Genomic DNA, 20,385 nt, shown 5'->3' with positions numbered 1-20,385 from the left:
TGGCGTTGATTTTTGGCACGCTGTTGAGTTCTCAAGGAACGGACGCTTCCTTTGTACTCACCCTCTCGGGCTTTCCTCCGGGCTTCCCTTCGGTATTTCGTGTTTCCAGCTTAGCAGACCCGGTTTCCCGTTTCTGCCACCCGCTGGAGCGGGCTGCCGGGCATGGAATTCGCTTTCGCGTTTCCGTTCCCGGCGGGGTCAAACATTACCAGGCTTTCTCGGTCCCCCTGACCACTCCCCCGGCGAGCTGACGCACGCAGAGGTGTAGACCACTGGGGTTAGGATCTGGCTTGATAGGTGCTGCCGACCCGCGACTCAAGGCCGCGTTGGGGTCAGGCAGGAGTACGACAGTACATCCCACCGCCAGTAGAGGCAAATCGTTTCGGGGTAGCCCTAGGTCCGCCAACTGGTACGTCTCGTGCGGAACTAGGACTTCTTATGACTTACGCTTCTGAACAGTACGCCGTCCAGGACAGGTAGTGACGGCGCCACACAATCTCCGCCCCTGGGAGGCTTCCCATGACATCCGTGACGTCGCCGCTTGCCGGACGCGCCATCGGTCTCGCCGCAGTTCCCGACCCGGTCTTCTCCGGTGCGATGGTCGGTCCTGGTACCGCCATCGATCCCGTGCGTGAGCCCTCGGAGGCGGTGTCCCCTCTCGACGGGGTCGTCGTCTCCATGCACCCGCACGCCTTCGTCGTCGTCGACAGTGAGGGGCACGGCGTGCTCACCCACCTCGGCATCGACACCGTTCAGCTCAACGGGCAGGGCTTCGAGCTGCTCGTCAACAAGGGTGACACCGTGACGCGCGGACAGGCCGTCGTGCGCTGGAACCCCGCCGAGGTCGAGGCCGCCGGCAAGTCCCCCATCTGTCCCATCGTGGCCCTGGAGGCCACCGCGGACTCGCTCTCCGATGTCGTCGAGGACGGCGACGTGAAGGCCGACGACCTGCTCTTCAACTGGAGCTGAGTCGGTTCGTCCTCGTGACGACCGCGAGTTCGACATTCAACGCGGCGGCCGGGGCCGTCGCTCAATCGGAGACGGGTGAGATGGAGACAACGCTGCGAGGCGTCGGCGTCAGCCACGGTGTGGCGATCGGCGAGGTCCGGCACATGGGCACGGCGGTTCTCGAACCGCCGGCCAAGCAGATTCCGGCCGATGAGGCGGAGCGCGAACAGGGGCGCGCCCGTCAGGCGGTGGAAGCTGTGGCCGCGGACCTGATCGCGCGAGGCAATCTGGCCGGCGGCGAGGCCCAGGCGGTGCTCGAGGCCCAGGCGATGATCGCCCAGGACCCGGAGCTCATCGCCGACGTCGACCGCCGGATCGCGGTCGGCAGCACCGCGGAGCGCGGTATCTACGACGCGTTCTCGCATTACCGGGAGCTGCTCGCGGGTGCCGGTGAGTACATGGCCGGGCGCGTCGCCGACCTTGACGACGTACGGAACCGGATCGTCGCCCGGCTGCTCGGTGTCCCGATGCCTGGTGTGCCGGACAGCGACGAGCCGTACGTGCTGATCGCGCGGGACCTGGCGCCCGCCGACACGGCGCTCCTCGACCCGACGCTGGTGCTCGGCTTCGTGACCGAGGAGGGCGGGCCGACCAGCCACAGCGCGATTCTCGCGCGGGCGCTGGGTGTGCCGGCCATCGTGGCGCTGCCGGGTGCGGGTGAGCTGGCCGAGGGCACGCTCATCGCGGTCGACGGTTCCACCGGTGAGCTCTTCGTGGACCCGAGCGAGGAGAAGAAGGCGGAGCTGACCCAGGCCGCCGCCGCGCGGAAGGCCGCGCTCTCCTCGTCCAGTGGTCCTGGTGCGACCTCGGACGGGCACAAGGTGCCGCTGCTCGCCAACGTCGGCGGTCCCGCGGACGTGCCGGCGGCGGTGGAGGCGGGTGCTGAGGGCGTCGGTCTGTTCCGTACGGAGTTCCTCTTCCTGGACGACAGCAAGCAGGCTCCGTCCGAGGAGAAGCAGATCGAGGCCTACCGCAAGGTGCTCGAGGCGTTCCCCGAGGGCCGTGTGGTCGTGCGGGTGCTCGACGCCGGTGCGGACAAGCCGCTGGACTTCCTGACGCCTGTCGACGAGCCGAACCCCGCGCTCGGTGTGCGCGGGCTGCGGTCGCTGCTCGACCACCCGGAGGTGCTGCGGACGCAGCTGACCGCGCTGGCGAAGGCTGCCGAGGGGCTGCCCGTGTACCTCGAGGTCATGGCGCCGATGGTGGCCGACCGTACGGACGCGAAGGCTTTCGCCGACGCGTGCCGTGAGGCGGGGCTGCGGGCGAAGTTCGGTGCGATGGTCGAGATTCCCTCGGCCGCGCTGCGGGCGCGCTCGATTCTCCAGGAGGTCGAGTTCCTGTCGCTCGGCACCAACGACCTCGCGCAGTACACCTTCGCCGCCGACCGTCAGGTGGGTGCCGTGTCGCGGCTCCAGGATCCGTGGCAGCCCGCGCTGCTCGACCTGGTCGCGCTGTCCGCCGAGGCGGCCAAGGCCGAGGGCAAGAGCTGTGGTGTCTGTGGTGAGGCCGCTTCGGACCCGCTGCTCGCCTGTGTCCTGACGGGTCTGGGGGTCACCTCCCTGTCGATGGGCGCCGCGTCGATTCCGTACGTGCGGGCGACGCTCGCCAAGTACACGCTGGCGCAGTGCGAGCGGGCCGCTGCCGCGGCGCGTGCCGCGGATACCGCGCACGAGGCGCGCCTCGCCGCGCAGGCGGTGCTGTCCGGGGAGTGATCCCTGGCTGTTGCCGACGTAGCGAGGGAAGGGGCTTCCCGTCACTTTGGTGGCGGGGAGCCCCTTCCGCTTGCGTGGTCAGTGGTGGGCGGGCCACTCGTCGTCGGGGGCGGGGGCGAGGGGGAAGCCTGCGCGGTAGTCGACGCCAGGCTCCGGGGAGAGGGGCTCTCCCGTGCGGGCGTCGGTGCAGTAGGCGGCGAAGACCTCGGCCTCGGTGAGGGGGGTGAGTGTGCCGTGGGTGAGGCGCCAGCCGTGGAGGCGGTCGGCGGCGGCGGGGGTGGTCGTCCGCAGGACGAGGCCGCCTGGTGCCGCGAGGGTGATGCCCGCCGCGAGGACTGCGGTGAACTCTGCCGCCTCGGTGCCTTCGAGGTCGCTCTCGCCGTGGGCGTGGAGGACTGCGAGGAGTTGGTCGTCGGCCGCGGGGACGCTGCAGACGAGGTGGTGGGAGCCTGGGCCGGCGGCTTCGAGGAGGCGTACGAGCAGGCGGGAGGCCTGCTCGAAGGCAGCCCTGCCGATGTCCTTGCCGCAGGTCGCGCAGTCGCCTGCGGTGGCGAGGACCGTGGTCGCGTACTCCCAGGTGGCGTGGCGGACGGCTGTGTCGACGAGTTCCGGCAGGAGGGCGCTCAGGGGCTGTCCTGTGTAGGTGACGCGGGCCCCTGTCGTCGCGAGGTGCGCGGTGAAGCGGCTGCGGCTCATGGGGTGGTCCGGGTCGATGGCCGTCTCCGCGCAGTAGGCCTCGTACTCCTCGGGGTCGAAGAGGGTGACCGTCGTGTGTCCGCCCTGGGTGGCGAGGGATTTGAGGAGCGCCTCGATCTGCTGGAGGTAGGTCGTGTGGTCCTCGAAGGCGAAGGTGCTGTAGCGGCGCATGGCCGCGAAGTCCTGCGCGTCCGCGAGGAGTCCCACGGTGCTGGGGACCTCTCGGCGGAGGGCGCGGCGGAGGTGGGTGGTCGTGGTGCCGGTCCTGGTCATGTCTCCCCCTGGTGACAGTCCGATCAGTGCTCACTCACCGTAACCTTCGGCACTGACAGTGACCGTCCGGGCCCTGCGGCTCGCCTCGGAGGGAGCCGCCGCTCTGTCCCGGAAGTTGGCGGGAGTCGTCGTGCGTTACCGGCGAGAGGCGCCGGAGACGGCGGCAAGTGCCGCCGAGGGGGTCGAACGGGTCGCCGTGATCGCGCAGATCCTGCCCGAAGTGGACGCGCCCGCCTCGGAGTCCCGCGCTCGTGACTGGTTGTCCTGGGCCGGTGTCCCTCTCGGCGGAATGGCGCGAGATGGACCGTAGGCGTGGGCGAGGCATCGTGAAGGCGCATTCCCAGGAAGACGCCTTACAAGGCAGTGCACTTGCGGCGGCGTGAGATCACCGCCCATTGCGGCTGGTGGCAGGGTGCTCACCGGTATCCCTGTCCCCTATGGGCGAGGGCCGCCTGAGGGGGTTCGGTTCGGTCAGGCGACGGCGGACCAGGCGGTTCTGTGCTGCGCAGGTGGCGACGAGGGCCGCGCCGAGGAAGGGCCAGCCGAGCGGGCCCATGGAGACGAGTCCTGTCATGAGGAGGGGGCCCGCGAAGCGTTGGGTGGACTGGGCGAGGCCGTGGACGCCGAGGTAGGCGCCCTGGGCGTCGCCGGGGGCGAGGGCGACGGAGATCTCCCAGGAGGCGATGGTGTGGATCATCTCGGCGAAGGTGAGGACGACGGCCGCGGTGATCAGGGCTGTGATGGAGAGGGTGCGGCCGGTCAGGGCCGAGGCGGCGACGGCAAGGGTGCCCGTCGCGAAGAGGACTGCCAGCGGGGTGTAGAGGCGAAGGGCGGCTTCGGTGGTCGCGCCGAAGCGGGAGAGCGGGACCTGGAAGACCACGACGAGGGCGCTGTTGAGGACCATGAGGAGCGGTGCGAGGCCCACGGGGGCTTCGGTCGCGTGGACGATCCAGAGGGGCAGGGCCACCTGGAGGATCGAGTCGTGGAGGAAGAAGACGCCGTCTCCTGCCGTGAAGGTGAGGAATCCGCGGTCACGCCAGGGGTTGGAGGGCTTCGCCGTGGAGGTGGCGTCGGCCGAGGCCGCGACGACGCGGGAGGGCGCGGGGGCGGGCGGTTCGGCGCAGCGGAGGGTGAGCACCGCCATGACGAGGTAGGAGAGCGCGTCGCCGATGAGGAGGAGCTGGAAGGCGGTGGTGGAGCCGACGGCGAGGGCCGCTGCCGCGCCGAGGCCGCCGAGGGTCCAGCCGAGGTTGGAGGTCGTGCGGTTGATGGCCTGGTAGCGGACGCGGTCGGCGCCTGCCACGCGGGCCGCGTAGAGCTTGGTGAGGACGTTCGTGGCGCGGTCGGGCAGGGCGCCGACGGCCGAGAGCAGGATGAGGAGTGCGTAGTCGTCGGTCGTGAGGAGGGCCAGGAGGGCCGCCGCACGCAGGAGTTGGGCGCCGATGATCACGCGGACGAGGGGGAATCGGTCCGCGAGGCGACCGCCGAGGGGGGCGCCCGCGATGCCGGCGGCGCCGGAGATCGCGATGAGGAGGCCCACTTGGCCGAGGCCGAGCCCTGTGACGTAGGTGAAGTAGAGGGCCATGGCGGTGGCCCAGAGGCCGGTGCCGCACTTGTCGATGAAGCCGATGACGAGCATGCGGCGGCCGTCGCGGCCACCGGGGATGCGGTCCTTGAGGGGTGGGCGGGTCGGACGGGCGGTGCGGCTCATGGATCCCCCTTGCGCGTTTTTTTGTATTGATACATACTGTGTTACGTGGCAGCACAATATGTGATCGAAGGGGCTACGGCCAAGGGGATTGCCGCGTCCGTGGAGAGGGGCGTGGCCGAGGGCGGGCTCGCGCCCGGCGACGCCCTACCGCCCGTACGGCGGCTCGCCGATGACCTCGGCGTGAGTCCGGGGACGGTGGCGACGGCCTACAAGGAGTTGCGGCAGCGGGGGCTGATCGTCACCCGCGGCCGGGGCGGCACGGTGGTCGCGGACGTCCCTTCGGTCGCCTCCCGGCGGCCCCCGCGCGTGCCGGCCGGCCTCGTCGATCTCGCCGGCGGCCATCCTGACCCCGCCTTCCTGCCCGCGCTGCGGCCGCCTTCGGTCGTCGCCCCGGTGTACGGCTCTCATCGCGCGGCCCCGCGCCTCCCGGCGCTCGAAGCGCTGTCCAGGGAGTGGTTCGAGCGGGACGGGGTGCCCGGGGAGCACGTGACGTTCGCGCACGGCGCGCTGGACTGCATCGCGCGGCTCCTCTCGACGGAGCTGCGGCCCGGCGACGCCGTGGGCGTCGAGGATCCCGGCTTCCACCACCTGCTCGACCTCGTCCCCGCGCTGGGGCTGCGGATGGTGCCTGTCGCGGTGGATGGCGAGGGGCTCGTCGCGGAATCGCTCCGGACGGCGCTGCGGGGCGGGGTGCGCGCGGTGGTGTGCAGTCCGCGCGGGCAGTGTCCCACCGGCGCGTTCTTCACCCGGTCACGGCGGGACGAACTGGTCGCCGTACTAAGGGAGTTCCCTGAGGTCCTCGTCGTCGAGGACGATCACAACGCCGAGGTGGGCGGCGCGGCGGCGTACACGCTCGCGGCTGCGGGGCTCGACCGGTGGGCGCAGGTGCGGACCGTGTCCAAGCACCTCGGGATCGACCTGCGGTGGGCCGGGGTCGCGTGTGACGCGGTGACGCTGGCGCGGCACGACGGGCGGATGCTGATGACCTCGGGCTGGGTCAGTCACGTACTCCAGGAGACGGTGACCGGGCTGCTCGCCGACGACGCGGTGCGGGAGCTCGTGGCGGCCGGCGAGGCCGCCTACGCGGAACGGCGTGCCGCTCTGATCGGTGCGCTCGGCACGCACGGGATCCGCGCGGTGGGGGCGAGCGGGCTGAACGTGTGGGTGCCCGTGCGGGACGAGTCCGCTGTCGTCAACGGGCTGCGGACGCAGGGCTGGTGGGTCGCCGCGGGCGCGCGCTTCCGCATCGCCGCGCCGCCGGCCGTCCGGATCACGACGGCCACGCTCGCGCCAGTCGACGCGGTGCGGCTCGCGGCGGACTTCGCCGGGGTGCTCGGGGACTCGCAGGCCACGTACGGGGGGTGAAAGGCGGGGGGTGTGGCGTGGCGGTGCTCCGGGGGAGCTTTGTCCTCCTCCCGGAGCCTTCCGCCTGCGCTCGGATGTCGGTTCATCGGGTGCGGTAGGCGTTCCGCAGGGTCTGGGTGAGGGTGCTGCCCGCGGTGTCGGTGAGTTCGGCGCGGAGCGAGACCGTCCCACCGGGACCGGGGGTGCGGAACCCCGCCCGGCCGTCGAGGACCGGGACCCGGGTCCATGTCGTGCCGCCTTCCGTGGACACCGACACGGTGAGGGAGCGGACGCCGGTCGTGGCCGCCGCGGTCGGCGCGTGGCCCTCCCCGTCGGCGAGGAGCTGGATGTCGAGGGCGAGCGTGCCCGCCGGTGCGGAGGCCTGCCGGGCGGGAGTCGGGGGCCGGGTCCTGGTCGCCCACGCCGGGCGCAGCGCGGCCGGGGGCGGCGCCACACTGCCTCCCGCGCGTCAGCGTGAGGTGTGGCTCTCCACCGACGGCAGCCGCGCGGGGCTGCGCGAGGCCGGCGCGGTCGACTCCGTACTCTCCCCGCGCCTGCCCGTGTACGAGCTGGACCCCCGGGGGGCGTCGCCGGAGCCGTCCACGCTGGAGGCGGCACCGCCCTCCGTCGCGAACCGACCCCGAGGCTCTGCTGCGGCTGGTCCGGGAGGAGACCCGTGAGGGCGATGCCGATCAGCGGGCGTTCCGCGCGATCGGGAGCCTGCTCGCCGAGACCTGGGCTCCCCCAAGGTGACGTCCGCGCTGTACGAGGCCGCCGCGCGGATCCCCGGGGTCGGCGTCCTGTCGTCCGCGAAGGACGCTGCCGGGCGCGAGGGCGTCGGCGTTCATCGGCGAGCGCACGGTGCTCACCGAGACCACGGCCGCGGGGAAGAAGGGCACGGTGCTCGGTGTGTCGGCCGTCCTCGCCAAGGGCGCTGTCGCCAGGACCGGCGAGCTGCCGGGCGGCACCGACGCCTGAGCCTCGTGTGCACGAACGAGGAGGCCGGTCCCCTGTGGCGAGACCGGCCTCCTCGGTTGTGCGTCAGGACCTGCGGGTGGCCGCCAGGGTCTCGTAGAAGTGGAGGAGACCGAGGTTGTCGACCGAGCCGGCGTTGACGGCCTTGGCCAGGGGGGTGCCCTGGAGGAGGCGCTTGACCGGGACCTCGATGCGCTTGCCGGTGAGGGTGTGCGGGACGCCCGGCACCTCGATGATGTCGTCGGGGACGTGGCGCGGGGAGAGCTCCGTGCGGATCGTCCGCTTGATGCGGCCGATGAGCTCCTCGTCGAGGGTGGCGCCCTCGACGAGGTGGACGAAGAGCGGCATCCAGTAGCCGCCGTCCGGCTCCTCCAGGCCGATCACGAGGGATTCGCGGATCTCCGGGAGACGTTCGACGGCCTCATAGATATCGGCGCTCCCCATCCGCACGCCCTGACGGTTCAGAGTGGAGTCCGAGCGGCCGTGGATGACGACCGAGCCGTGGTCGGTGATCGTGATCCAGTCGCCGTGGCGCCAGACGCCCGGGAACATCTCGAAGTAGCTGTCGCGGTAGCGGCTGCCGTCGGGGTCGTTCCAGAAGTGGATCGGCATCGACGGCATGGGGTTGGTGACGACGAGCTCGCCGACCTCGCCGATCACCGGCTTGCCCGAGGGGTCCCAGGACTGGAGGTCGGTGCCGAGGCCGGCCGCCTGGAGCTCGCCGATGTGCACGGGGAGCGTGGGGACGGCGCCGGCGAAGCAGGAGCACACGTCCGTGCCGCCGCTGACGGAGGCGATCCACAGGTCCTCGCGGACCTCGTCGTGGAGCCAGCGGAAGCCGTCGGGAGGCAGCGGGGAGCCGGTGGTGGCCACACACTTCACGGCCGAGAGGTCGAAGTCACGGCCGGGATGCACGTCCGCCTTGGCGCACGCCATGACGTACGCGGCGGAGGTGCCGTACAGGGTGGCGCGGGTGCGTTCGGCGACCCGCCACTGGGCGCCGGTGTCGGGGTAGCCGGGGCTGCCGTCGTACAGGACGACGGTCGTGCCGGTGAGCAGGCCGGAGACGAGGAAGTTCCACATCATCCAGCCGGTGGACGTGTACCAGAAGAACACGTCCTCGGGGCCGAGGTCGCAGTGGAGGCCCAGCTGCTTGACGTGCTCGACGAGGATGCCGCCCTGGGACTGGACGATCGCCTTCGGCAGGCCGGTCGTGCCGGAGGAGTACAGGACCCACAGCGGGTGCCCGAACGGGACCTGCTCGTAGACCGGCTCGACGTCCGCGGCGACGAGGTCGGCCCAGTCGAGGGTGCCTTCCGGGGCGGGGGTGCCGAGGAGCGGGATGTGGACGACGGCGCGGAGGGTGGGCAGCTCGGCGCGGAGCTCGGCGACGGTCTCACGGCGGTCGTGCTCCTTGCCGCCGTAGCGGTAGCCGTCGACGGTGAAGAGGACGACCGGCTCGACCTGCTGGAAGCGGTCGAGGACGCTGCGGGCGCCGAAGTCCGGGGCGCAGGAGGTCCACACGGCGCCGACGGCGGCGGTGGCGAGGAGGGCCACGACGGACTGTGGGACGTTCGGCAGGTAGCCGCTGACGCGGTCGCCGGGGCGTACGCCGATCGCGCGCAGTTCGGCGGCGAGGGAGCCGACCTGGCGGCGGAGCTCGGCCCAGGTGGTCGGCGCGGGCTCATGTGTCTCGTCCACATGAAGCAGTGCCGTGTCATGGGGTCGCTCGTCGGCGGCGCGCAGGGCGTGCTCGGCGTAGTTGAGGGTGGCGCCGGGGAACCACTCGGCGCCCGGCATCGAGCGGTCGCCGAGGACCCGCTCGTACGGGGTGGAGAAGCGGAGGTCGAACCACTCGACGACGGCCTGCCAGAAGGCTTCGAGCTCGTCGACCGACCAGCGGTGGAGCGCCGGATAGCCACCCTCGGCCGGAGCACCGTGGTGCTCGGCCGCCCAGGCCTGGAAGCGGGTGACGGCGGCGGAGGCGATGCGTTCGTCGTCCGGCTGCCAGAGCGGCTCGGTCTGCGCTGATGTCATGGGGCTGCTCCCTGGCTGTACGCGGGGTCGGCGTGTGTCCCGCGCACGTGCTGGGGTGTGCGCGTGACACGGCTGACAGGACGATGCCATGTGATCGTCTTTCGCACCAGGTCTGCCCGCCCATGGTCGGGTAGTTGAATATGTGCTCCCACCACGGGTGAACGGCAGTTGAACGGAGCTCGTATCGCCCCTGGTGGGTGGCAGGGTGATCACCATGGACGGTCGGGAACTGGTGCGTTCGATCAAGGTGTTCGGTTCGGCGCGGGGCTTGCGGGCGGTGCGGGCGGCATGGCGGCAGCGGCGTACGGACGCGTGGGGGCTGCCGCCGAAGGGGGCGGAGCGGGCACGGGTGCCGGGGTTCGCGACGGAGGCGGAGACGCTGCCGGGCGGGGGGATCGTCCGGTTCGCGCGTTCCTCGCTGCGGATCTCCGTTTCGGTGGGCGGCGCGGTGTTCTGGGGGTGGGACGGGGCCGAGCCCCTGCCGTCGTACGCGCTGGCCGGCGAGGTGCCGGACCCCGATCCGCGGGCCGCTCTGGAGCCGGACACGGACGGGGGGTGGCGGATCGTCTCGGAGCGGGTGACGGTGGCGGTCTCCCGTCACGGGGCGGTGGAGATCCGGACGCCGGGCGGGGTGATGCTGCGCCGGGACCTGCCGCCGCGGTGGTGGGAGCCGGTGGCGGGTGCGGGGGCAGGTGCGGGGGCGGCTGCGGATTCGGGGGCGGGGTCGGCGGCGCGGTGGGTGCAGCGCAGTGAGGTGCCGGCGGACGCGCGGTTCTTCGGGCTCGGCGGGCGGGCGGCGGGGCCGCGCCTGCGGGACGGCTCGTACCGGCTGTGGAACACCGACCCCAAGGGGGGCTTCGTCCCCGGGGACGATCCGCTGTACCTCACCATGCCCGTGCAGTTCGTCGTCTCGGACGCCGGGACGCACCTCGCGTTCCACGACAACTCCTGGGACGGGCGGGTCACCCTCGCCGAGGGCGAGGAGGGTGCCGGGTCGGGGCACGACCGGCCGGGGACCAGCGAGGTCCGGATGGGGGGCGGGCCGCTGCGCTGCTGGGTGGTGGTCGGCACCCCCGCGCGCGTGCTGCACGGCTGGGCGGCGCTGACGGGCGCGCCCGCGCTGCCGCCGTCCTGGGCGCTCGGGCCCCAGCACGCGCGCTGGGGGTTCGGCAGCGCGCGGGAGGTGCGGCGGGTGGTCGCCGGGTACCGGGAGCGGGGCCTCCCGCTGTCCGCCGTACACCTGGACATCGACCACTTCGACGGGCACCGGGTGTTCACCGTGGACCGTGAGCGGTTCCCGGACCTGCCGGGGCTCGCGGCGGAGCTGCGCGATCAGGGCGTCCGGCTCGTGTCGATCGTGGACCCGGCGGTGAAGGCCGAACCGGGGAACGCCGTGTACGACGGCGGGCGAGCGGTCGGGGCTTTCGTGCGGGACGCCCGGGGCAAGGAGGTCCGCGGGGAGGTGTGGCCGGGCGAGTGCGCGTATCCGGACTTCACCGATCCGGCGGTACGGGAGTGGTGGGGCGGTCTGTACGAAGAACGGCTCCGGCAGGGCTTCGCCGGCGTGTGGCACGACATGAACGAGCCGGTGTCGTTCGCGCCCTTCGGTGACATGACGCTGCCGCGTTCGGCGCGGCACGCGCTGGACGGGCGGGGCGGTGACCACCGGGAGGCGCACAACGTGTACGGGCTCACGATGGCCCGGGCCGGGTACGACGGGCTGCGCCGGCTGCGGCCCGACGAACGGCCCTTCCTGTTCTCCCGTTCCGGGTGGGCGGGCATGCAGCGGTACGGCGGCACCTGGTCGGGCGATGTGTCGACCGGGTGGCCGGGGCTGCGGGCCTCGCTCTCCCTGGTACTGGGGCTCGGGCTGTGCGGGGTGCCGTATTCGGGGCCGGACGTGGGCGGTTTCGACGGGAGTCCGTCGCCGGAGCTGTACCTGCGCTGGTTCCAGCTGGGGGCGTGGCTCCCCTTCTTCCGTACCCACTCGGCGATCGACGCGGGACGGCGCGAACCCTGGGAGTTCGGCCCCGAGGTCCTGGCGCACGCGCGCGTGGCACTGGCCGAACGGGAGCGGCTGCGGCCGTACTTCGAGACGCTGGCCCGGCTCGCCCGGATGACGGGCGCGCCGTACGTCCGCCCGGTGTGGTGGGGGACGCCGGAGGACCGGGCGCTGCGCGACTGCGAGGACGCGTTCCTGCTGGGGGACGCGCTGCTCGTGGCGCCGGTCCTGACGCGGGGCGCGGACCAGCGGGCGGTGCGGCTGCCGCGCGGCCGCTGGTACGACACGGCGACGGGGCGGGCGTACGAGGGGCCGGGGCAGGTGCTGCTCGACGCGCCGCTGTCGCGGGTGCCGGTGCTGGCCCGGGCGGGGGCGGTGCTCCCGGTGCGCGGCGAGGGGGACGGGCCTGCCCTGGAGGTGTGGGCGCCCGCGGCGGGACGGACGGGTGGCGGGCTCGTCGTCCGGGACACCGGAGACGGCTGGGAGCAGGCCGAGATCGAGCGCTACCAGTCACGTCTCGTGGACGGCCGGGTGGTCGTGGAGCGCGTGACGGACGAGGGGGTGGAGGCGGTGCGGCTGCCGGTGCGGGTGCGGGGGTTGTGAGGGTCGGGCCGCCGGTGCGGGAGCGGGGGCCGTGAGGGGTCCGGCTGTCGGTGCGGGGCGCTGAGGTGACGGCACCTCAGCCGTACTCCCCCGCGAACCATTTCCGTACCGCCTCCGTGTGGAGCGGGAAGGCCAGCTCCTCGGGTGCGTGGAGCAGGTGGTGGCCGCTGGTCTCGTTCGTGGGCGCCGAGGGCGGGAGCGAGGTGACGGGGACGGCCGGGAGCAGGCCGAAGAGCAGGAGGTGGCCGCCCGGGGAGCTCATCGCGTCGGCTAGCCGGACGTCACCGGCGGAGGCCTGGATACCGGTCTCCTCGCGCAGTTCGCGCGCGACGGCGGCGCGCCAGTCCTCGGCGTGGTCGATGAAGCCGCCGGGGAGGGCGATCCCGCCCCTTCGCGGCTCGATGGTGCGGGTGATGACGACGAGTCCCGTCCCCCGGTCCTCGTCCGTGCCGGGGAGAAGGGCGACGGCGACGGGCAGCGGGTTGCGGTAAGCGGTGCGGCCGCAGGACGGGCAGATGCGGGGCCAGCCCGCGCCGGCCGAGTGCGCGGCGCCGCAGGCGGAGCAGTGGGAGCTGTGGGAGTCCATCACGGCCCCGACGGTATGCGATCACCCTTTCCCGGCGCTGCCGGAACTGATAGACGGTGCTCATGACAGGACTTGCTTCCGCTCTCCGTACCCTCGCCGTCACCGCCGCGGCCGGTCTGTTCGCCGTGACGGGCGCCGTCGCCGCCCCCGCTCCCCGGCCTTCGCCGTGCCCGAGCCCAAGGCCCCACGGGAGTTCGTCGCCCTGAGCTCGGTGGACCGGACGATCGTCCAGGAGATGCGCTACACGACGGCCCACAACTTCGTGGGCGAGCCGATCGACGGCTACCGGCAGCCGCTCTGCATCCTGACGCGGCCGGCCGCCGAGGCGCTGCACCGCGCGCAGGTGCGTCTCCTTGCCCGGGGCTACACCCTGAAGGTCTACGACTGCTATCGGCCGCAGCGGGCCGTCGACCACTTCGTGCGCTGGGCGAAGGACCTGGAGGACGAGCGCATGAAGGAAGAGTTCTATCCGCTCGTCGACAAGTCGAGGCTGTTCGCGGACGGTTACATCGCGGAGAAGTCCGGGCACAGCCGGGGTTCGACGGTGGATCTGACGATCGTGCGGCTGCCGGCGGTGCCCACGCGCGCGTACGTGCCGGGCGAGCAGCTCGTCGAGTGCTACGCGCCGCGAGAGGAGCGGTTCCCGGACAACTCCGTGGACATGGGGACCGGGTACGACTGCTTCGACACGCGCTCGCACACCGACGACCCGCGGATCCAGGGCGAGCAGCGGGCCAACCGGCAGCTCCTCAAGGGCCTGCTCGCGGAGCAGGGGTTCGTGAACCTGCCCGAGGAGTGGTGGCACTTCACCTTCAAGCCGGAGCCGTTCCCGAGCACGTTCTTCGACTTCCCGGTGGCGCGGAGGTCGGTGGCCGGTCACTGACTCTTCCCCGTCCGGTTCACCCGTGCCACACTCCTGACGGTTCGTCAGATCAAGGGTGTGTGGTGATCGGTGGTACGGGAGGCCTCGATGGCACGGACACGCAGACCGGTGGTGGCCCGGTGGTTCACCGACGACTCGGTGCCGGAGGCGGAGTTCCGGCTGCTCGGGACCCGTTGCACGGCTTGCGCCTCGGTCTTCTTCCCGCGTGAGGACGACTGGTGCCGCAATCCGGGGTGCCCCGGCGGCGGTGATCTCGCCGAGGTACCGCTCTCGCCGCGCGGCCGGGTGTGGTCGTACACGGACGGCCGCTACCGGCCGCCCGCCCCGTACGTCTCCGATCCGGACGCGCCCTGGGAGCCGTACACGCTCGTGGCCGTGGAGCTGGCGGCCGAGGCGATGGTGGTCCTCGGGCAGGCCGCCCCCGGGGTGCGGCCGGCCGATCTCGCGGTGGGCGCAGAAGTCGAGGTGGTGCCCGGCGTCCTGAACGAGGACGACCTGTACACCTGGACCACCTGGAACTGGCGGCCCGTCGCTCGGGGCGAGCGGGACACACGGGGCGAGCGGGACGCACGGAACCCACGGGGCGCTCGGGAGGAGCTGTCGTGAACGACATCGCCGTCCTCGGGGCCGGAATGCATCCGTGGGGCAAGTGGGGCCGGAGTTTCGTCAGCTACGGGACGGCCGCCGCCCGCGCCGCGCTCGCCGACGCCGGGCTTGGCTGGGCGGACGTCGGCTCGATCGTCGGCGCGGACACCATGCGGTGCGGCTACCCGGGTTACGTGGCGGGGGCGACCTTCGCCCAGGCCCTCGGCTGGCAGGGGGCGCGGGTCACCAGTGTGTACGCGGCCTGTGCCTCGGGCGCGCAGGCCATCGGGACGGCCCGTGCCCAGATCCTGGCGGGGCTCGCGGACGTGGTCCTGGTCGTCGGGGCGGACGCGACGCCCAAGGGGTTCCTCGCCCCGGCCGGCGGCGAGCGTCCGGACGATCCGGACTGGCTGCGGTTCCGGGTGCTCGGGGCGACCAACCCCGCGTACTTCGCGCTCTACGCCCGCCGCAGGATGGCCCTGTACGGCGACACGACCGAGGACTTCGCCCAGGTGAAGGTGAAGAACGCGGCGGCCGGCGCGCTCAATCCGCTCGCCCGCTACCGCACGCGTGTGACCGCGGACGAGGTCGCCGCCTCCGCCGTCGTCGCCGATCCGCTGCGGCTCCTCGACATCTGCGCGACGTCGGACGGGGGCGCCGCGCTCGTCCTGTCCAGCATGGAGTTCGCACGCCGGCACGGGCGGCCCGATCCGGTCCGGGTGCGGGCCGTGTCCACGGTCTCCCCCACGTACCCCAAGGCGGTGCTCGACCTGCCCGACATCGCGACCGACTCGGCGGCCACGGTCTCCCCCGCGGCGCACGGCTTCCGCGCCTCGATCGCGCGGGCCGCGTACGAGGAGGCGGGGATCGGGCCGGAGGACCTGTCCCTCGCGGAGGTGTACGACCTGTCGACCGCTCTGGAACTGGAGTGGTACGAGGACATCGGGCTGTGCGGGACGGGCGAGGGCGCCAAGCTGCTGCGCGAGGGTGTCACGGCGCTGGGCGGACGGCTGCCGGTCAACACCAGCGGCGGTCTCGCGTCCTTCGGCGAGGCCGTGCCCGCGCAGGCGATCGCCCAGGTCTGCGAGCTGACCTGGCAGTTGCGGGGCACGGCGGGGGGCCGGCAGGTGCCGGGGGCCCGGGTCGGCATCACCGCGAACCAGGGCCTGTTCGGGCACGGGTCCGCGGTGGTGGCGGTGCGCTGAACCCCCCGCTGAACCCCCTCCGTGAGGAGGGGGTTCCTCAGGTGCCGGCCGGCGCGTGGCTCCTGTCGGCGAGGACCAGGGCGTGCTGGACGACCGCCACGAGGATGTTCTTCACCGACTCCCGGTCGCGGGCGTCGCACATCAGGAGCTCGACCTCGGGGTCCAGGTCGAGCGCCCCGCGCACGCTCTCGGCGGGGAACCGCCGTGCGCCCTCGAAGCAGTTGACGGCGACCGTGAAGGGGATGCCGCGCCGCTCGAAGTAGTCGATGGCCGCGAAGCTGTCCTCCAGGCGGCGGGTGTCCGCGAGGACGACCGCGCCGAGCGCGCCCTGGGCGAGCTCGTCCCACAGGAACCAGAAGCGGTCCTGGCCGGGGGTCCCGAACAAGTAGAGGACGAGGTCCTCGCGGAGGGTGATCCGGCCGAAGTCCATGGCGACCGTGGTGGTGGTCTTGTTCTCGACGCCGTGAAGGTCGTCGACGGGCCGCCCCGCCTCACTGAGGATCTCCTCGGTGCGCAGGGGTCTGATCTCGCTGACCGCGCCCACCAGCGTCGTCTTGCCGACCCCGAACCCGCCTGCGACGAGGATCTTCAGGGTCACCGGCTCGACGAGCGGCTTCTTGCGGCTAGAGCGCCCGAAGGCCATTGATCACCTCGCGAAGGATGCTCACGTCCGGCAGCTCGGCCGGCGGAACGGGGCGGGTCACATGGACGAGTTCGTCCTCGACGAGATCTCCGACGAGGACCCGGACCACCCCGACGGGGAGGTCGAGTCCTGCGGCGAGCTCGGCGATCGACTGGGGCTGCTCGGAGCAGCGTTCGACGATCTCCACGTGTTCCGGGGAGAGCGTCTGGTCACGGCCGGGGTCGTCGGCGGCGGGCTCGGGGACCACCAGCGCGATCAGGTCGAGCCGGTGACGGGTGGCGGCGCTGGTCCGGCCGCGGGTCATCGCGTACGGACGGACCACCGGCCCGGCATCGGCGTCGAACCAGTGGTGGAGGCCGGGGGGTCTGTCCCCGGCCGGCCGGCTCGGCTCGGCTGCGTCACTCATGCCGTCCCACTCACCCTCCCGTGGGCAGGCCGGTCCGGGGGGCCGTCGTGAGGTGGGCCCCGACCCGCTTCACCATCAGGGTCATCTCGTAGGCGACCTGGCCGACGTCGGAGTCGGCGTCGGCCAGGACGGCCAGGCAGCTGCCGTCGCCGGCGGCCGTGACGAAGAGGAAGGCGTCCTCCAGCTCGACGACGGTCTGGCGGACCCTGCCCGCCTCGAAGTGACGGCCGACGCCCTTGGCGAGGCTGTGGAAGCCGGACGCCACCGCGGCCAGGTGCTCGCCGTCCTCACGGGTCAACTGCTGCGAGGCGCCGGTGGGCAGCCCGTCGCTGGAGAGCACCAGGGCCTTGCGGATGGACCCGACCCGCTGGACGAGTTCGTCGAGGAGCCAGTTCAGCTCGCCGTTTCCGTGGCCGAATGCGGAGGTGGTGCTGGGTGCTGCGGCGTTCGGTGCGGTCATCGACCGTCCCCCTCGGGTGTCGTTCCTGGTGCTGACGTGTCGTCCGGGTCCGCTGTGTGCTGTCGTCCGCGCTGCCAGCCGCGCTGCATGGCGGCCATGCGGGCGCGTACCTCCTCGGCGTCGCGCTCGAAGGAGTCGGCCCCGGAGGCACCGACGGTCGTACGGTCGCCGACGCCCGCTCCGGTGCCACGGTCCGCCGGGCCCTCGGCCTCGCGGAGCTGGGGCGCGAGGTTGGCCTGGCGGACGCGGCGGGGCAGGCCGCCGAACGGTTCGGGAGCCTCCGGCGCCACGGAACCCTCCGGTGGTACGGGAACGAGGGTGGGCCCTTGGACGGGGGCCGGGGCGGGGCCGGGTACGGGCGCGGGGCCGGAGAGAGGCGCCGGGGCGGGGACCGGGGCCGGGCCCGGCGCGGCGTCTGGGCCCGGCGCGGGGTGCGACCGGCCGGGCTCGTCGACACGGCGGCCGCGGTCCACGATCAGCGTCGGAGTGGAGCGGCGCGGCAGCGGTACGGGGCCGCGTCCGGCACCTTCGGCGTGCGCGTCGTCCTCACCGCGGCCGGTCGTCTGGTCGGGCGCCTGCTGGTGCTGCTCGCCCGCCGGGGCGAGGCCGGAGCGACGGCGGTCGCGGGGCCGGAAGAGGCCGCCGCGCTCGCTCTCGGTGTCGAGGAGGTCCGCGGAGCGGTCGAAGAGCACGTCGAACTCGTCGGCGCCGAGCGGCGCCTCCAGCTCGACCGGTCCGTCCAGGACGCCGGGGGCCTCGGTCACGTCGGGGACCCGGGCCAGCACGGGACGGCGCGTGGGCAGCGGGGTGGGGTCTGCGGTGTCCCCGTCGAGGCGGCCGGTGCCGTCGGCGGTTCCGGCGCGCTCCAGGGCCCGGCCGTCCGGAGTCTTGCCGTCCAGGGTCTTGGCGTCCGCGGCGTCGCGGCCCATGGTCTTGCGGTCCAGGCGGAATCCGGCGCCCTGGGTCTCGGGCGCGTCGGTGAGCAGCGCGGCCGGGATGAAGACGACCGCTGTGGTCCCTCCGTACGGGGACGTCTGGAGCGAGACGCGGACGTTCTGGCGCTGGGCGAGCCGGCTGACCACGAAGAGGCCGAGGCGGTCGGTGTCCGAGAGCTCGAACTCGGGGGTCTCGGCGAGCCGGAGGTTGGCGTCGAGCAGCGCGTCGGCGTTCATGCCGAGGCCGCGGTCGTGGATCTCCAGGGTGAAGCCGTTGGCGACGCGCTCGCCGAGCACCTGCACGGCGGTGTGCGGGGGCGAGAACACCGTGGCGTTCTCCAGGAGTTCCGCGATGAGGTGGGTGAGGTCGGCGACGGCCGGGCCGCCCACGCCGAGGCGGGGCAGTCGGCGCACCTCGATCCGCTCGTAGTCCTCGACCTCGGCGACGGCGGCGCGGACCACGTCCATGAGCTGGACGGGTTTGCGCCACTGGCGGGAGGGGGCGGCGCCGGACAGGATGACGAGGCCCTCGGCGTGCCGGCGCATGCGGGTGGTGAGGTGGTCGAGCCGGAAGAGGTCCGCGAGCTCGTCGGTGTCCTCCGTGCGCCGCTCCATCGTGTCGAGGAGGGTGAGCTGACGGTGGAGCAGGACCTGGTTGCGGCGGGCGAGGTTGACGAACACCTCGGAGACCCCGCGGCGCAGCTCCGACTGCTTGACGGCGGCCTCGACGGCGGCGCGCTGGAGGGTGTTGAGGGCCTGGCCGACCTGGCCGACCTCGTCCTCCCCGTACCGGAGGTGGGGCACCTCCGTCCCGATGTCGACGTGTTCGCCGGCGGCGAGCCGGCGCATGACGCTGGGCAGTCGCACGCCGGAGACCTCCTGCGCCTCCTTCTGGAGGCGGCGCAGGTCGTGGACGAGCGAGCGGCCGATGCGGACGGAGATGACGATCGAGGCGAGCAGGGCGAGGAAGCCGAGGACGCCGGCGACGCCGACCTTGAGGAGCACGCTGTAGGCGGCGGGCTGGACGCGGTCCTGGTAGCGGTCGCCCGCCGCGGTGTTCTCGCGGGCGAGGTCGTCCAGGACGGGGCTCGCCTCCTCCTGCCAGTAGGCGGCGGTGATGGAGCGCGGCTCGTCGGTGGGGCCCTCGTCGATGATCGCCTTCTCGGCGGCCCGCAGCGCGGCGGTCTCGGGGCCGGCCCAGTACTTCTCGAAGCGCTCGCGCTCGGTGGTCGGCAGGAGTTCGAGGTTGACCTCGTAGAACTGCTCGCGGTTGGCGACGAGGTCGGTCATCGCGCGGATCTCCGGGGCGGTGATCCGGTCCGCGACGAGCGCCGAGATGATCAGGGCGTCCTCGCGGGAGAGCACCTCGCGGGCGCGGGTGATGCCGACGAGGGCGCGGCCCTGCTTGTCCATCTCCACGTTCTCGAGGGCGTGGAGGGTGAGGAGGAAGCCGTAGCAGGGGTCGACGAGCCGATTGTAGAACTCGAGGGCCTGGATGCGGCCGATGCCCCGCTTCTCGACGGAGCGGCGCAGCGACTCGAGGTCGTCGAGCGCTTCGAGGAGGGAGTTGAGCCGCTGGGTGGTGACGGGTCGCATCTCCTCGCGTACACCCGGCTCGGCGGCGTTCGCGCGGATCCGGGATATCTGCCGGTCGGTGGCCCGGCGGGTCTCGCGCAGGGAGGCGAGGGCCGTGGAACCGCGGGGGTCGGCGAGGTAGATGAGCGACTGGCGGCGTTCGAGCTGGATGACGCGGGCGGTGTCCTCCAGCGGGTAGCCGATCTTGTCGACGACGTAGCCGACGTCGAGGAGCTGGTCGGCCTCGCGGCCCGTCAGGACCGTCGCGAAGCCCCACAGGCCGGTCAGGGAGACGAGCGGTACGAGGAGCAGCGCCACGATCTTCCGGCGGATGGACTTCCCGCGAAAGCGCATGGCCTCCCCCAGCTCGGCCCCCGCGCGCCACGGAGGTCCTTCACGTTCGTGACGACGCGCGTCAACACGCGGCGTCAACCTTCGGATTCAAACAAATGGCGGCGTGAGCCTACTACTGCATCACGGCCATCTCGAAGGCATGTCCGGACGATTTTCAGCCTGTCGAGTGAGCGTTGATCATGAGATGTCCTGATATTCGGGGAGTTGGGATCGGCCACTGTGGCACAGGACACCTGATGGTGTGCCATTTCTCCGGCCCGCGGAGATGGCTGGAACTGTGCGTTCCGGTCAGATTCAGGCGAAACCTTTTCCCCGTCTCGTGCGTCATTAAGTGCGGGGAGGGTCCTGTCCGCGTAAAGGCGCTCACAACGGGCAGCCGACACCCCTGGAGG

16 protein-coding genes and 1 pseudogene are annotated in these 20,385 nt (G+C 72.5%); 8 read left to right on the top strand and 9 right to left on the bottom strand.

Annotated elements, in window-relative coordinates:
• The 3 genes from ACFWWU_RS31405 to ptsP all read left to right on the top strand — a co-directional run.
• Nucleotides 1–251: hypothetical protein (locus tag ACFWWU_RS31405; protein WP_384150538.1), on the top strand; the 251-nt coding region annotated here is incomplete at its 5' end.
• A 268-nt stretch (nt 252–519) separates the two neighbouring features.
• Complete coding sequence (locus tag ACFWWU_RS31400; protein ID WP_317593702.1) at nt 520–969, top strand: PTS glucose transporter subunit IIA; 450 nt, start codon at nt 520–522, stop codon at nt 967–969.
• A gap of 80 nt (nt 970–1,049) precedes the next feature.
• Entirely contained in the window at nt 1,050–2,720 is a 1,671-nt protein-coding gene (gene ptsP / locus ACFWWU_RS31395; protein ID WP_384150535.1) for a phosphoenolpyruvate--protein phosphotransferase, read from the top strand.
• Nucleotides 2,721–2,798: 78 nt separating this feature from the next.
• On the opposite strand, the gene ACFWWU_RS31390 is transcribed toward ptsP, so the two are convergent.
• Both ACFWWU_RS31390 and ACFWWU_RS31385 read right to left on the bottom strand, forming a co-directional pair.
• On the bottom strand, nt 2,799–3,689 hold the full coding sequence (locus tag ACFWWU_RS31390; protein WP_384150532.1) for a hypothetical protein: 891 nt from the start codon (nt 3,687–3,689) through the stop codon (nt 2,799–2,801).
• 385 nt (nt 3,690–4,074) lie between these two features.
• Entirely contained in the window at nt 4,075–5,400 is a 1,326-nt protein-coding gene (locus ACFWWU_RS31385; RefSeq protein WP_384150529.1) for an MFS transporter, read from the bottom strand.
• 45 nt (nt 5,401–5,445) lie between these two features.
• Here ACFWWU_RS31385 and ACFWWU_RS31380 point away from each other — a divergent pair, with 45 nt between their 5' ends.
• Entirely contained in the window at nt 5,446–6,765 is a 1,320-nt protein-coding gene (locus ACFWWU_RS31380; protein ID WP_384150526.1) for an aminotransferase class I/II-fold pyridoxal phosphate-dependent enzyme, read from the top strand.
• 82 nt (nt 6,766–6,847) lie between these two features.
• Here the strand turns inward: ACFWWU_RS31380 and ACFWWU_RS31375 are convergent, their stop codons facing one another.
• Together ACFWWU_RS31375 and ACFWWU_RS31370 are read right to left on the bottom strand one after the other, a co-directional pair.
• Entirely contained in the window at nt 6,848–7,198 is a 351-nt protein-coding gene (locus ACFWWU_RS31375) for a hypothetical protein (RefSeq protein ID WP_384150523.1), read from the bottom strand.
• Between the two features lie 587 nt (nt 7,199–7,785).
• Nucleotides 7,786–9,756 carry an acetoacetate--CoA ligase gene (locus ACFWWU_RS31370; protein WP_384150520.1) on the bottom strand — a complete coding sequence of 657 codons (1,971 nt, stop codon included), beginning with the start codon at nt 9,754–9,756 and terminating at the stop codon, nt 7,786–7,788.
• Nucleotides 9,757–9,970: 214 nt separating this feature from the next.
• Here ACFWWU_RS31370 and ACFWWU_RS31365 point away from each other — a divergent pair, with 214 nt between their 5' ends.
• On the top strand, nt 9,971–12,361 hold the full coding sequence (locus ACFWWU_RS31365) for a TIM-barrel domain-containing protein (protein ID WP_384150517.1): 2,391 nt from the start codon (nt 9,971–9,973) through the stop codon (nt 12,359–12,361).
• 76 nt (nt 12,362–12,437) lie between these two features.
• Here ACFWWU_RS31365 and ACFWWU_RS31360 read toward each other — a convergent pair whose 3' ends face one another.
• Complete coding sequence (locus tag ACFWWU_RS31360) at nt 12,438–12,947, bottom strand: NUDIX domain-containing protein (RefSeq protein ID WP_384150551.1); 510 nt, start codon at nt 12,945–12,947, stop codon at nt 12,438–12,440.
• Between the two features lie 62 nt (nt 12,948–13,009).
• Here ACFWWU_RS31360 and ACFWWU_RS31355 point away from each other — a divergent pair.
• From ACFWWU_RS31355 to ACFWWU_RS31345, 3 genes and pseudogenes are all read left to right on the top strand, one after another.
• Nucleotides 13,010–13,830, top strand: a pseudogene (locus tag ACFWWU_RS31355) (M15 family metallopeptidase).
• An 87-nt stretch (nt 13,831–13,917) separates the two neighbouring features.
• On the top strand, nt 13,918–14,436 hold the full coding sequence (locus ACFWWU_RS31350) for a Zn-ribbon domain-containing OB-fold protein (protein WP_384150514.1): 519 nt from the start codon (nt 13,918–13,920) through the stop codon (nt 14,434–14,436).
• Between the two features lie 26 nt (nt 14,437–14,462).
• On the top strand, nt 14,463–15,620 hold the full coding sequence (locus tag ACFWWU_RS31345; protein ID WP_384150548.1) for a lipid-transfer protein: 1,158 nt from the start codon (nt 14,463–14,465) through the stop codon (nt 15,618–15,620).
• Nucleotides 15,621–15,657: 37 nt separating this feature from the next.
• On the opposite strand, the gene ACFWWU_RS31340 is transcribed toward ACFWWU_RS31345, so the two are convergent.
• From ACFWWU_RS31340 to ACFWWU_RS31325, 4 genes are read right to left on the bottom strand one after another with little or no spacing between them, the layout of a single operon-like run.
• Nucleotides 15,658–16,263: an ATP/GTP-binding protein gene (locus ACFWWU_RS31340; protein WP_384150512.1), complete on the bottom strand. Its 606-nt coding sequence runs from the start codon at nt 16,261–16,263 to the stop codon at nt 15,658–15,660.
• Nucleotides 16,244–16,669 carry a DUF742 domain-containing protein gene (locus tag ACFWWU_RS31335; protein ID WP_384150509.1) on the bottom strand — a complete coding sequence of 142 codons (426 nt, stop codon included), beginning with the start codon at nt 16,667–16,669 and terminating at the stop codon, nt 16,244–16,246. Before ACFWWU_RS31335 ends, ACFWWU_RS31340 begins: the two co-directional genes overlap by 20 nt.
• Nucleotides 16,670–16,679: 10 nt before the next feature.
• On the bottom strand, nt 16,680–17,129 hold the full coding sequence (locus ACFWWU_RS31330) for a roadblock/LC7 domain-containing protein (protein WP_384150506.1): 450 nt from the start codon (nt 17,127–17,129) through the stop codon (nt 16,680–16,682).
• The gene (locus tag ACFWWU_RS31325) at nt 17,126–19,993 is read right to left on the bottom strand and encodes a nitrate- and nitrite sensing domain-containing protein (RefSeq protein WP_384150503.1); all 2,868 of its coding nucleotides are present in this window, start codon (nt 19,991–19,993) and stop codon (nt 17,126–17,128) included. Before ACFWWU_RS31325 ends, ACFWWU_RS31330 begins: the two co-directional genes overlap by 4 nt.
• Nucleotides 19,994–20,385: the final 392 nt, after the last annotated feature.

The sequence above is a fragment of the Streptomyces sp. NPDC058650 genome (assembly GCF_042717315.1).
Classification (GTDB): domain Bacteria; phylum Actinomycetota; class Actinomycetes; order Streptomycetales; family Streptomycetaceae; genus Streptomyces.
Note: the sequence above shows the minus strand (reverse complement) of the source record. Positions and strands in the feature narration are given on the sequence as shown.

What these genes read in the sequence shown, in the direction of transcription:
- ptsP (WP_384150535.1), top strand. Translation starts at nt 1,050, where the DNA reads ATGGAGACAACGCTGCGAGGCGTCGGCGTCAGCCACGGTGTGGCGATC.
- ACFWWU_RS31385 (WP_384150529.1), bottom strand. Translation starts at nt 5,400, where the DNA reads ATGAGCCGCACCGCCCGTCCGACCCGCCCACCCCTCAAGGACCGCATC.
- ACFWWU_RS31340 (WP_384150512.1), bottom strand. Translation starts at nt 16,263, where the DNA reads ATGGCCTTCGGGCGCTCTAGCCGCAAGAAGCCGCTCGTCGAGCCGGTG.
- ACFWWU_RS31365 (WP_384150517.1), top strand. Translation starts at nt 9,971, where the DNA reads ATGGACGGTCGGGAACTGGTGCGTTCGATCAAGGTGTTCGGTTCGGCG.
- ACFWWU_RS31330 (WP_384150506.1), bottom strand. Translation starts at nt 17,129, where the DNA reads ATGACCGCACCGAACGCCGCAGCACCCAGCACCACCTCCGCATTCGGC.
- ACFWWU_RS31400 (WP_317593702.1), top strand. Translation starts at nt 520, where the DNA reads ATGACATCCGTGACGTCGCCGCTTGCCGGACGCGCCATCGGTCTCGCC.
- ACFWWU_RS31370 (WP_384150520.1), bottom strand. Translation starts at nt 9,756, where the DNA reads ATGACATCAGCGCAGACCGAGCCGCTCTGGCAGCCGGACGACGAACGC.
- ACFWWU_RS31335 (WP_384150509.1), bottom strand. Translation starts at nt 16,669, where the DNA reads ATGAGTGACGCAGCCGAGCCGAGCCGGCCGGCCGGGGACAGACCCCCC.
- ACFWWU_RS31390 (WP_384150532.1), bottom strand. Translation starts at nt 3,689, where the DNA reads ATGACCAGGACCGGCACCACGACCACCCACCTCCGCCGCGCCCTCCGC.
- ACFWWU_RS31350 (WP_384150514.1), top strand. Translation starts at nt 13,918, where the DNA reads ATGGCACGGACACGCAGACCGGTGGTGGCCCGGTGGTTCACCGACGAC.
- ACFWWU_RS31325 (WP_384150503.1), bottom strand. Translation starts at nt 19,993, where the DNA reads ATGCGCTTTCGCGGGAAGTCCATCCGCCGGAAGATCGTGGCGCTGCTC.
- ACFWWU_RS31360 (WP_384150551.1), bottom strand. Translation starts at nt 12,947, where the DNA reads ATGGACTCCCACAGCTCCCACTGCTCCGCCTGCGGCGCCGCGCACTCG.
- ACFWWU_RS31345 (WP_384150548.1), top strand. Translation starts at nt 14,463, where the DNA reads ATGCATCCGTGGGGCAAGTGGGGCCGGAGTTTCGTCAGCTACGGGACG.